At 64.8% G+C, this 11,622-nt stretch carries 9 protein-coding genes; 8 read left to right on the forward strand and 1 reads right to left on the reverse strand.

The window, feature by feature from the left end; genetic code table 11:
* Positions 1–50: 50 nt before the first annotated feature.
* Entirely contained in the window at positions 51–698 is a 648-nt protein-coding gene (gene ompA, locus WKW79_RS05585; RefSeq protein WP_340334121.1) for an outer membrane protein OmpA, read from the reverse strand.
* A gap of 224 nt (positions 699–922) precedes the next feature.
* On the opposite strand from ompA, the gene gyrA reads away from it, so the two are divergent.
* From gyrA to WKW79_RS05625, 8 genes are all read left to right on the forward strand, one after another.
* Complete coding sequence (gene gyrA / locus WKW79_RS05590; RefSeq protein ID WP_340334122.1) at positions 923–3,553, forward strand: DNA gyrase subunit A; 2,631 nt, start codon at positions 923–925, stop codon at positions 3,551–3,553.
* 14 nt (positions 3,554–3,567) lie between these two features.
* Positions 3,568–4,143 carry a DUF2059 domain-containing protein gene (locus WKW79_RS05595; RefSeq protein ID WP_340334123.1) on the forward strand — a complete coding sequence of 192 codons (576 nt, stop codon included), beginning with the start codon at positions 3,568–3,570 and terminating at the stop codon, positions 4,141–4,143.
* On the forward strand, positions 4,143–5,261 hold the full coding sequence (gene serC, locus WKW79_RS05600) for a 3-phosphoserine/phosphohydroxythreonine transaminase (RefSeq protein ID WP_340334124.1): 1,119 nt from the start codon (positions 4,143–4,145) through the stop codon (positions 5,259–5,261). Before WKW79_RS05595 ends, serC begins: the two co-directional genes overlap by 1 nt.
* Entirely contained in the window at positions 5,254–6,378 is a 1,125-nt protein-coding gene (pheA, locus tag WKW79_RS05605; protein ID WP_340334125.1) for a prephenate dehydratase, read from the forward strand. The genes serC and pheA overlap by 8 nt, the downstream gene beginning before the upstream one ends.
* Positions 6,379–6,391: 13 nt before the next feature.
* The gene (locus tag WKW79_RS05610) at positions 6,392–7,270 is read left to right on the forward strand and encodes a prephenate dehydrogenase (RefSeq protein WP_340334126.1); all 879 of its coding nucleotides are present in this window, start codon (positions 6,392–6,394) and stop codon (positions 7,268–7,270) included.
* A gap of 2 nt (positions 7,271–7,272) precedes the next feature.
* Entirely contained in the window at positions 7,273–9,282 is a 2,010-nt protein-coding gene (locus WKW79_RS05615; RefSeq protein WP_340334127.1) for a bifunctional 3-phosphoshikimate 1-carboxyvinyltransferase/cytidylate kinase, read from the forward strand.
* Between the two features lie 190 nt (positions 9,283–9,472).
* Positions 9,473–11,161: a 30S ribosomal protein S1 gene (gene rpsA / locus WKW79_RS05620; protein WP_340334128.1), complete on the forward strand. Its 1,689-nt coding sequence runs from the start codon at positions 9,473–9,475 to the stop codon at positions 11,159–11,161.
* Positions 11,162–11,299: 138 nt separating this feature from the next.
* Positions 11,300–11,620: an integration host factor subunit beta gene (locus WKW79_RS05625; RefSeq protein ID WP_213955638.1), complete on the forward strand. Its 321-nt coding sequence runs from the start codon at positions 11,300–11,302 to the stop codon at positions 11,618–11,620.
* Positions 11,621–11,622 lie beyond the last annotated feature (2 nt).

The raw sequence follows: 11,622 nt of genomic DNA on the forward strand, positions 1-11,622 counted from the left end.
ATAAAAAAACCCCGCCGTGGCGGGGTTCCTCAAGATCCTTGCGGATTTGCTTAGTTGGCGCGGGTACCGACGACTTCGATTTCCACGCGACGGTTCTTGGCGCGACCTTCCTTGGTGCGGTTGTCCGCAACAGGTTGCTTCTCGCCCTTGCCTTCGGTGTAGACGCGGTTGCGTTCGATGCCCTTCGAGACCAGGTAGGCCTTGACGGCTTCTGCGCGGCGGACCGACAGGCGTTGGTTGTAGGCGTCGGAGCCGATCGAGTCGGTGTGGCCGACGGCGATGATGACTTCGAGGTTCACACCCTTGATCTTCGAGACCAGGTCGTCCAGCTTGGCGCGGCCTTCCGGCTTGAGCACGGACTTGTCGAAGTCGAAGAATGCGTCAGCAGCGAAGGTGACCTTCGAAGCGACTGGCGGTGCGGGCGGAGCCGGCGGCACGACCGCAGCAGGCGGAGCGACCGGCGGGGGAGCGGGAACCAGGGCACCGTCGCAACCGACAGCAGCGGTGGCAGGCGTCCAGTTCGCATCGCGCCAGCACAGTTCGTTCGTGCCGTTCTTCCAGACCAGTTGACCAGCGCTGTCTTGCCAGTTGTCGATCACAGGGCCGCCGTTTGCTGCGGTGACACGGGTCTGCGCGCCGGCGGCAGTGGCGAGCGCAGCGACTGCAAACATCATCGCCACTTTATTCAGTTTCTTCATGGTTCTCCTCTTGGGGAAAAAGCCGCAGCCGCGCTGCGAATCAAGGACGCTTTAAGTGACCACCACCCAAAACGTTGGGACGATTCTGCCACATGGACCTCGGCAAACAGGGCGCTGCGGCGCCCGGAATCGCCGGACGGAGCCCGAATAGGCGCCTTGTGTTGCGGCGGTGCGACACCCGCCGGGGCGTAAAATTTCGCCTCCTTGCTGTCTGCGTACTGCTCATGACCTCGTTCGCCAAAGAAACCTTACCTATCAGTCTCGAAGAGGAGATGCGCCGCAGTTACCTCGATTACGCGATGAGCGTGATCGTCGGCCGCGCCCTTCCGGATGCCCGGGACGGCCTCAAACCGGTGCATCGTCGCGTGCTCTACGCGATGCATGAACTCAACAACGACTGGAACCGGCCGTACAAGAAGTCGGCCCGTATCGTCGGCGACGTCATCGGCAAGTACCACCCGCACGGCGACCAGTCGGTCTACGACACCATCGTGCGGATGGCGCAGAACTTCTCGATGCGCCACATGCTGGTGGACGGCCAGGGCAATTTCGGCTCGGTCGACGGCGACCAGGCCGCGGCAATGCGCTATACCGAAATCCGCCTCGCCAAAATTGCGCATGAAATGCTGGGCGATATCGACAAGGAAACGGTCGATTTTCAGGACAATTACGACGGCTCCGAAAAAGAGCCCGCGGTATTGCCGAGCAAGCTGCCAAATCTGCTGGTCAATGGCGCCGGCGGCATTGCGGTCGGCATGGCCACCAACATCCCGCCGCACAACCTGAACGAGGTCGTCGACGCCTGCCTGCACATGCTGCGCCACCCCGACGCCAGCATCGACGACCTGATGGAGATCGTGCCCGCGCCCGACTTCCCCACGGCCGGCATCATCTACGGCATCAACGGGATCAAGGAAGGCTACCGCACCGGCCGCGGCAAGGTCGTGATGCGCGCACGCTGCCACTTCGAGGACATCGACCGCGGCCAGCGCCAGGCCATCATCGTCGACGAGTTGCCCTACCAGGTGAACAAGAAGACGCTGCAGGAGCGCATGGCCGAGCTGGTGCACGAGAAGAAGATCGAGGGCATCAGCCACATCCAGGACGAGTCCGACAAGTCGGGCATGCGGTTGGTGATCGAGCTCAAGCGCGGCGAGGTACCAGAGGTCGTGCTGAACAACCTCTACAAGCAGACCCAGCTGCAGGACACCTTCGGCATGAACATGGTGGCGCTGGTCGACGGCCAGCCCAAGCTGTGCAACCTGAAGGACCTGATCCAGGTCTTCCTGCAGCACCGCCGTGAAGTCGTCACCCGCCGCACGGTGTTCAACCTGCGCAAGGCCCGCGAGCGCGGCCATGTGCTGGAAGGCCTGGCGGTCGCGCTGGCCAACATCGACGACTTCATCGCGATCATCCGCAATGCCCCGACCCCGCCGGTCGCCAAGGCCGAGCTGATGACGCGCCGCTGGGACAGCAAGCTGGTGCGCGAGATGCTCACCCGCACCCGCGCCGACGGCGGCGTGGTCAATGCCGACGACTATCGCCCGGACGGCCTCGAAGCCGAATTCGGCATGGGCAGCGACGGCCTCTATCGCCTGTCGGAAACGCAAGCGCAGGAAATCCTGCAGATGCGCCTTCAGCGCCTGACCGGCCTGGAGCAGGACAAGATCGTCGTCGAATACAAGGAAGTCATGGCCGAGATCGAGGACCTGCTCGACATCCTGGCCAAGCCCGAGCGCGTCTCGATCATCATCGGCGACGAACTGGGCACCATCAAGACCGAGTTCGGGCAGACCAAGCTGGGCGCGCGCCGCAGCCAGGTCGAGCACAGCGCCTTCGACCTGTCCACTGAAGACCTGATCACGCCGACCGACATGGTCGTCACGCTCTCGCACAGCGGCTATATCAAGAGCCAGCCCTTGGGCGAGTACCGCTCGCAAAAGCGCGGCGGCCGCGGCAAGCAGGCCACGGCGACGAAGGAAGACGACTGGATCGACCAGCTCTTCATCGCCAACACGCACGACTACCTCCTGTGCTTCTCCAACCGTGGCCGGCTGTACTGGCTCAAGGTGTGGGAAGTGCCGGCGGGCTCGCGTGGCTCGCGCGGGCGGCCCATCGTCAACATGTTCCCGTTGCAGGAAGGCGAGAAGATCAACGTGGTGCTGGCGCTCACGGGCGAGAAGCGCACCTTCCCGGCCAACCAGTATGTGTTCATGGCCACCTCGATGGGCACGGTCAAGAAGACCACGCTCGACGAATTCAGCAACCCGCGCAAGGCCGGCATCATCGCGGTCGACCTCGACCCGGGCGACTATCTGGTCGGCGCCGCGCTGACCGACGGCGCGCACGACGTGATGCTGTTCTCCGACGGCGGCAAGGCCGTGCGCTTCGATGAAAACGACGTCCGCCCGATGGGCCGCAATGCCCGCGGCGTGCGCGGCATGATGCTGGAAGACGGCCAGGGCGTGATCGCCATGCTGGTGGCCGAGGACGAGCAGCAAAGCGTGCTGACGGCCACGGAAAATGGTTACGGTAAACGTACAAGCATTACCGAATACACGCGTCATGGCCGGGGAACCAAAGGCATGATTGCGATTCAACAAAGCGAGCGCAATGGGAAGGTCGTCGCGGCGACGCTGGTTCATGCCGACGACGAGATCATGCTGATCACCGACAAGGGTGTTCTGGTGCGCACCCGGGTCGCGGAAATCCGCGAACTGGGACGTGCCACGCAAGGCGTCACGCTGATCGGACTCGACGAAGGCGCAAAGCTCAGCGGGCTGCAGCGCATCGTGGAGAACGACGCCAACACCGACGCCGACTCCAATCCTGAAGATAGCAATCCAACATCCTGAACGGAACTTACCGAATGAAAAAACTCAAGCTCGCCATCCTCGCCACCGCCATGGCCGCCACCAGCTCCATCGGCTGGGCACAAGACAGCAAGGCCGCCCTGGTCAAGCAGTTCATCGACCTGCAACGCCCCGGCATCGAAGTGCTGGCACGCGTACTGGTCGAAGACTCCAGCGCCCAGATCGCGCAAGCCGGCTCGGGCTACCTGCAGACGCAGGTGCCGGCCGAGAAGCGAGAGGCAGCTGCCAAGGCGGCCGACGCCGAGCTCAAGAAGTACTTTGACGACGCCTACCCCTACGTGCGCGACAAGGCCGTGGCACTGGCCCCTGCCGCTCTGGGCCCGGTCCTGAGCGAGACCTTCACGGAAGCCGAACTCAAGCAACTGATCGACTGGCTGCAATCGCCGCTGAGCAAGAAGTACGAAGAAGTCAATCCCAAGCTTCGCAATGCCCTGACCGAGAAGCTCGTGGCTGAAACCAAGCCGACCATCGAGCCGAAGATGCGCGCGCTGGATGCCGCCGTGGCCAAGGCCCTCGGCGCACCCACCGGCCCGGCCCCCGCCGCGGCTGGCAAGGCGCCCGCCAAGAAGTGATGCCCGCGACGGGCAAGCGTCCATACAACTTCTCCGCCGGCCCGGCCGCCATGCCGGAAGCCGTGCTGCGCCGCGCCGCCGACGAAATGCTCGACTGGCACGGCAGCGGCATGGGCGTGATGGAGATGAGCCATCGCGGCAAGGAATTCGGCATCATCCTGGCGCAGGCCGAAAGCGACCTGCGCGCCCTGCTGGCGATCCCCGAGCATTTCCATGTCCTGTTCATGCAGGGCGGCGGGCTGGGCGAGAACGCCATCGTGCCGCTCAACCTGTCGCGCGGCACGCAGGCCGACTTCGTGATCACCGGCAGTTGGAGCATCAAGTCGCACAAGGAAGCGCAGCGCTATTGCGACGCGCGCATCGCTGCGAGCAATGCTGGCGACGGCCACACGGCCCTGCCCGATGCTGCGAGCTGGCGGCTCGGCGCCGATGCCTCTTATGTGCATGTCTGCACCAACGAGACCATCAACGGCATCGAATTCCAGGAGTTGCCGGACCTGCCGGCGCTCGGCAGCAAGGCGCCGCTGGCGATCGATTTCTCGTCGCACGTGGCTTCGCGCCCGGTCGACTGGACCCGTGTCGGCCTGGCCTTTGGCGGGGCACAGAAGAACCTTGGTCCCGCCGGCTTGACGATCGTCGTCGTGCGCGACGATCTGCTCGGCCATGCGCTGAAGATCTGCCCCAGCGCCTTCAACTACCGGACGGTGGCCGACAACCAGTCCATGTACAACACCCCGCCGACCTGGGGCATCTACATGGCCGGGCTCACCTTCCAGTGGCTGCGCGAGCAGACCGAAGGCGCGCTCACCGGCGTCGAGGCGATGGAACAGCGCAACATCGCCAAGGCGAAGCTGCTCTATGACTTCATCGACGGTTCCAGCTTCTACCTGAACAAGGTGAGCCCGGATTGCCGCTCGCGGATGAACGTGCCCTTCTTCCTGGCCGACGAGAGCCGCAACGAAGCCTTTCTGGCCAAGGCACGCGAGGCCGGCCTGTTGCAGTTGAAGGGCCACAAGTCGGTCGGTGGCATGCGGGCCAGCATCTACAACGCGATGCCGCTCTCGGGCGTGCAGGCGCTGGTCGACTGCATGCGAGAATTTGAGCAATCGCATGCCTGACAACGCCCCACCCCCCTCCTCCCAGCCTGTCGACAACTCTGCCAGCCTCGCCGGGCTGCGCGTACAGATCGACGCGCTCGACCAGAAGCTGCTCGCCCTGCTGAACGAACGCGCCCATGTGGCCGAACTGGTTGGCGAGATCAAGAAGCGCGAGGGCACGCCCTACTTCCGGCCCGACCGCGTCGCGCAGGTCATCGACAAGATGGAGCGCAGCAACCCTGGGCCGCTGAAGGCACCGCATGTGGCCGCCATCTGGCGCGAGATCATGTCGGCCTGCCTCGCGCTCGAGTCGCCGCAACGCGTGGCGGTGCTGGGACCCGAAGGCACCTTCTGCGAACAGGCGGCCATCGAATTCTTTGGCGGCGCGGCCGACCTGGTCTACTGTGCCAACTTCGACGAAGTGTTCCATGCGACTGCCAGCGGCAGTGCGCAGTACGGCGTGGTCGGCGTGGAGAACTCGAACGAAGGCGTGGTCACGCGCTCGCTCGACATGTTCCTGCATACGCCGACGCATGTGGTCGGCGAAGTCAGCCTGCTGGTGCGTCACAACCTGATGCGCAAGGAGAACTCGCTCGACGGCGTGGAGGCGGTGCTGGCCCATCCGCAAGCGTTGGCGCAGTGCCAGAGCTGGCTGTCCAAGCACCTGCCCGGCGTGGAACGGCGTGCCGTGTCGAGCAACGCGGAGGGCGCGCGGCTCGCCGCGGAGAACCCGGCGTGGGCGGCACTGGCCAGCGAGCGCGCCGCGACACGGTTCGGGCTGCACATCGTGGCCCATGCGATCCAGGACGATGCCTACAACCGCACGCGCTTCGCCATCATCTGCCTGCCGCAGACGCTGGCCATGCCGCCGGCTTCGGGGCGTGATTGCACCAGCCTCATCGTCTCGGTGCCGAACCGGCCGGGCGCGGTGCATGACCTGCTCGTGCCGCTGAAGACCAACGGCGTGTCGATGACGCGCTTCGAGTCGCGGCCCGCGCGTACCGGGCAGTGGGAGTACTACTTCTACATCGACCTCGACGGCCATCCGTCGCAACCGCATGTCGCGGCCGCACTGGCCGAACTGCGAACCCTGTGCGCCTTCTACAAGGTCCTGGGCGCCTACCCCGTGACCGCCTGAATCCCTTCTCCTCATGGTCGAGCAACTCGGACTGATTGGCTGCGGCCTGATAGGTGGCTCCTTCTCGCTGGCGCTGAAGAAGGCCAAGCTGGTCAAGCGAGTCGTCGGCTACAGCAAGTCGCCTTCGACGACAGAGCGGGCCAAGCAACTGGGCGCAATCGATGTGGCGGCACCCTCGGCGCTGCTGGCCGTGTCGGGTGCGGACTTGGTCTTGATCGCGGTGCCGGTCTCTGCTTCCGAAGCCACCTTCAAGGCGATCCGGCACGGCATTTCCGATGGCACGCTGGTGATGGACGTGGGCTCGACCAAGGGTGACGTGATCGAGGCGGCGCGGCGCGGCTTGCAGGAGCAGTTCGGCTGCTTCGTGCCGGCGCACCCGATCGCCGGCAAGGAAGTCTCGGGCATCGAGCACGCGGAAGCTGGCCTGTTCAAGGGCCGGCAGGTCGTGCTGACGCCGGTCAAGGCCACGCGGCGTTCACTGGTGCAGACCGCGACGCGCACGTGGACAGCCGTCGGCGCCGACGTCATCCAGATGACGCACGAGGACCATGACAGCGCCTTTGCCGCCGTCAGCCACCTTCCCCATCTGATCGCCTTCGCCTTCATCAATGGCATCGCGGGACAGGAGAACGGCGATCGCTTCTTGCGCTTGGCCGGGCCGGGTTTTCGCGATTTCTCGCGCATCGCGGCCAGCGACCCGGCCGTCTGGCGCGACATCCTGCTGGCCAACCGCGAACAGGTGCTGGCCCAGGCCCGAAGCTTTCGCGAGGCGCTCGAAAGCCTCGAACTCATGGTCGCCACCGGCGACGCGCAGGGCCTGGAGAACGCCATCGAATCGGCCCGGCGCGTGCGTGCCCAATGGCAATCCGGCGGCGCCACGGCGGCCGACTGAACATGTTCTCCACTGAATTTCTCGACATTCCGCCCCTGACGGAGGCGGCCGGCACGGTTCGCCTGCCGGGCTCCAAGAGCATTTCCAACCGCGTGCTGCTGCTGGCCGCGCTGGCCAGCGGCACGACCACGGTGCACGACCTGCTCGATTCCGACGACACGCGCGTCATGCTCACTGCACTGGCGCAACTGGGCTGCCGCATCGAACAGGGCGACGGCACGCTGCGGATCACCGGACTCGGCGGCAAGCTGTCGACACCGCAAGCCAAGCTGTTCATGGGCAATGCAGGCACCGCGATGCGGCCGCTGACGGCGGCGCTGTCTTTGCTGGGCGGCGACTTCGAGCTCAGCGGCGTGCCCCGCATGCACGAGCGGCCGATCGGTGACCTGGTCGATGCGCTCACGCAACTCGGCTGCCACATCGACTACCTCGGCAACCCCGGCTATCCGCCGCTTCGCATCCATCCGGTGACGCTGCAGTCGCTGCACCTCGACGCGCCGATCCGCGTGCGCGGTGACGTGTCGAGCCAGTTCCTCACCGCCTTGCTGATGGCGCTGCCGCTGGCGAGCTACCGAGACATCACGATCGACGTGGTCGGCGAACTGATCTCCAAGCCCTACATCGAGATCACGCTCAACTTGCTGGCGCGCTTCGGCATCCACGTCCGGCGCGAAGGCTGGCAGCGCTTCACGATTCCGGCCGGGAGCCAGTACCAGTCCCCGGGCGAAATCCATGTCGAGGCTGATGCGTCGTCGGCCAGCTATTTCATCGCGCTGGGCGCGATCGCCAGCGAGGGCTTGCGGATCGAGGGCGTGGGCGCCGAGTCGATCCAGGGCGACATCCGCTTCGTCGAAGCCGCCGCGCAGATGGGCGCGCGGATCCAGAGCGGTCCGAACTGGCTCCAGGTCTCGCGCGGCGCCTGGCCGCTGAAGGCGATCACGCTGGATTGCAACCACATCCCGGACGCCGCCATGACGCTGGCCGTGATGGCGCTGTACGCCGACGGGCCGACCACGCTGACCAACATCGCAAGCTGGCGCGTCAAGGAAACCGACCGCATCGACGCCATGGCCAACGAACTGGCCAAGCTCGGGGCCAAGGTCGAGGCCGGGCCGGACTTCATCCGCGTGTTCCCGCTGCCCGCCGACGGCTGGCGTGCGGCCAGCATCAAGACCTATGACGACCATCGGGTGGCCATGTGCTTCTCGCTGGCAGCCTTCAATCCAGCGTCGATCCCGGTTCGCGTCCTCGACCCCCATTGCGTGGCCAAGACCTTCCCGGACTACTTCGAGACGCTCTTCTCGGTGGTCAAGCCGCTCAGCGTGCCGGTGATCTGCATCGACGGCCCGACCGCCTCCGGCAAGGGCACGTTGGCCGTGGAAGTCGCGCATGAACTGGGCTACCACTACCTCGATTCGGGCGCGCTGTACCGGGTGACCGGGCTGGCCATGCGCCGCGCGGGGCTGGACGCGGACCCGGCCCACGAAACGCAGATCGCCGACCTGGCCCGCACCCTGCCACTGCGCTTCGACGCGGGCAAGGCGATGCTTGCTGGCGAGGACGTGACCGACGCGATCCGCTCGGAAGCCGCCGGCATGGACGCCTCCCGCGTCTCCGCCCTGCCCGCCGTGCGCGCGGCCCTGACGGAACTGCAAATCAGCTTCCGCCGGCTGCCAGGGCTGGTGGCCGATGGCCGCGACATGGGCACGGTGATCTTCCCGGACGCACCGCTCAAGGTCTTCCTGACCGCCAGCGCCGCCCAGCGCGCCGAGCGGCGGCATAAGCAGTTGATTTCAAAGGGAATTTCAACTACACTCGACAGTCTTCGCTCCGATTTGGAAGCACGAGACCTGCGCGATTCATCCCGCAGCGTCGCGCCTCTCAAGCCGGCAGAAGATGCCCGCCGCCTGGACAACTCCACGCTGTCGATCGAGCAATCGGTCGACCAGGTCTTGAACTGGTGGCAGCAAGCACAACCTTTCCAGGCGGCTCCGACAAAGGCCAGCCCCTGAAAAGGTAGTCAGTACAGCCCACCGGTCCGCCGGCGGGTATTTCGGTCCAGCAGGTCCCCGCCGCGCGACAGCGCATCGGCTTGCTGGTTTTTGCAACTCAACCGGGCCCCAAAGCCCACAACCGCCGTCTACAGATCCAAGCCAGTGGCAATGGTGCTGCTGCAAACCCTGCCTGACGGAAGGAACATACATGTCTGAATCTTTTGCCGACCTATTCGAAGAATCCCTGAAGCGTTCCGAAATGCGCACCGGCGAGGTCATCACCGCCGAAGTCGTGCGTGTCGAACACAACCACGTCGTGGTCAACGCAGGCCTCAAGTCCGAAGCCTACGTGCCGATCGAAGAGTTCAAGAACGACAAGGGTGAACTCGAAGTCCAGGCCGGCGATTTCGTTTCGGTTGCCATCGGCAGCGTCGAAAACGGCTACGGCGACACCATCCTCTCGCGCGACACCGCCAAGCGTCTGGCTTCGTGGCTCGCCCTCGAGAAGGCTCTGGAATCTGGCGACTTCGTCACTGGCACGACCAGCGGCAAGGTCAAGGGCGGCCTCACGGTCCTCGTCAACGGCATCCGCGCATTCCTGCCGGGCTCGCTGATCGACACGCGTCCGATCAAGGACCTGACCCCGTACGAAAACAAGACCCTCGAATTCAAGGTCATCAAGCTCGACCGCAAGCGCAACAACGTCGTGTTGTCGCGTCGTGCCGTGGTCGAAGCCAGCATGGGCGAAGAACGCGCCAAGCTGATGGAAACCCTGAAGGAAGGCGCAGTCGTTCGCGGCGTCGTCAAGAACATCACCGAATACGGTGCGTTCGTCGACCTCGGCGGCATCGACGGCCTGCTGCACATCACCGACATGGCATGGCGCCGTGTCCGCCACCCGAGCGAAGTGGTGCAAGCCGGTCAGGAAATCACCGCCAAGATCCTCAAGTTCGACACGGAAAAGAACCGCGTCTCGCTGGGTCTCAAGCAAATGGGCGACGACCCGTGGATGGGCGTTTCGCGCCGCTACCCGCAAGGCACCCGCTTGTTCGGCAAGGTCACGAACATTGCCGACTACGGCGCGTTCGTCGAACTCGAACCCGGCATCGAAGGCCTGGTGCACGTCTCCGAAATGGACTGGACCAACAAGAACATCGCTCCGAACAAGATCGTTTCGCTGGGCGACGAAGTCGAAGTCATGGTCCTCGAAATCGACGAAGACAAGCGCCGCATCAGCCTGGGCATGAAGCAGTGCAAGGCCAACCCGTGGCAAGAGTTCGCGCAGAACACCAAGCGCGGCGACCGCGTCAAGGGCCCGATCAAGTCGATCACCGACTTCGGCGTGTTCGTGGGTCTGGCTGCCGGCATCGACGGCCTGGTTCACCTGTCCGACCTCTCGTGGAACGAAGCTGGCGAAACCGCCGTTCGCAACTACAAGAAGGGCCAGGAAGTTGAAGCGCTGGTGCTCGCCGTCGACGTCGACCGCGAACGCATCAGCCTGGGCATCAAGCAACTCGACAGCGACCCCTTCACGACGTTCACCACCGTGAACGACAAGGGCCAGGTCGTGACCGGCAAGGTCAAGACCGTGGACGCTCGTGGCGCTGAAATCGACCTCGGCGACGACATCATCGGCTACCTGCGCGCCAGCGAAATCTCCCGCGACCGCGTGGAAGATGCACGCAACGTGCTCAAGGAAGGCGACGAAGTCACGGCCGTGGTGGTGAACGTGGATCGCAAGACCCGCAACATCCAGCTGTCGATCAAGCAGAAGGACATGGCCGACGAACAAGGCGCCATGGCCACGCTGAGCCAACAGTCGTCGCGTGAAAACGCCGGCACCACCAGCCTGGGCGCCCTGCTGCGCGCCAAGCTGGACAACAACGACAACAAGTAATTTCGAATCCGGACCGGCCGTGCAAGCGGCCGGTCCGGAGAAGAAATCGATTGCCGTCGGACGGGACAGACTGGTGGGCGTTAAGCTCGCCGCTCTGTCCCTTTTTTTGCCTTCCGGTTTTCTGCTGATACTGACTACATGACCCGCTCCGACCTCGTCGAAGAACTCGCCGCCCGCTTTGCGCAACTGACGCACCGCGACGCCGAGTACGCCGTCAAGACCATCCTCGACGCCATGGGCGATGCCCTGGTGCGCGGACACCGGATCGAGATCCGCGGCTTCGGCAGCTTCTCGGTGAGCCGCCGGCCGCCGCGCATCGGCCGCAATCCGCGTTCCGGCGAAAGCGTGCAGGTGCCCGAGAAGCGCGTGCCGCACTTCAAGCCGGGCAAGGCCCTGCGCGAAGCCGTCGACGCCCGCACCGCCGAGCTCGATGCCCAGGCGCAGCGCGGCAAACCCTGAGG

It is taken from the genome of Variovorax robiniae (assembly GCF_037889955.1).
Classification (GTDB): Bacteria; Pseudomonadota; Gammaproteobacteria; order Burkholderiales; family Burkholderiaceae_C; genus Variovorax; species Variovorax robiniae.

Excerpts from the sequence above, each read along its gene's own strand:
- ompA (WP_340334121.1), bottom strand. The coding sequence starts at position 698 with ATGAAGAAACTGAATAAAGTGGCGATGATGTTTGCAGTCGCTGCGCTC.
- gyrA (WP_340334122.1), top strand. The coding sequence starts at position 923 with ATGACCTCGTTCGCCAAAGAAACCTTACCTATCAGTCTCGAAGAGGAG.
- WKW79_RS05595 (WP_340334123.1), top strand. The coding sequence starts at position 3,568 with ATGAAAAAACTCAAGCTCGCCATCCTCGCCACCGCCATGGCCGCCACC.
- serC (WP_340334124.1), top strand. The coding sequence starts at position 4,143 with ATGCCCGCGACGGGCAAGCGTCCATACAACTTCTCCGCCGGCCCGGCC.
- pheA (WP_340334125.1), top strand. The coding sequence starts at position 5,254 with ATGCCTGACAACGCCCCACCCCCCTCCTCCCAGCCTGTCGACAACTCT.
- WKW79_RS05610 (WP_340334126.1), top strand. The coding sequence starts at position 6,392 with ATGGTCGAGCAACTCGGACTGATTGGCTGCGGCCTGATAGGTGGCTCC.
- WKW79_RS05615 (WP_340334127.1), top strand. The coding sequence starts at position 7,273 with ATGTTCTCCACTGAATTTCTCGACATTCCGCCCCTGACGGAGGCGGCC.
- rpsA (WP_340334128.1), top strand. The coding sequence starts at position 9,473 with ATGTCTGAATCTTTTGCCGACCTATTCGAAGAATCCCTGAAGCGTTCC.
- WKW79_RS05625 (WP_213955638.1), top strand. The coding sequence starts at position 11,300 with ATGACCCGCTCCGACCTCGTCGAAGAACTCGCCGCCCGCTTTGCGCAA.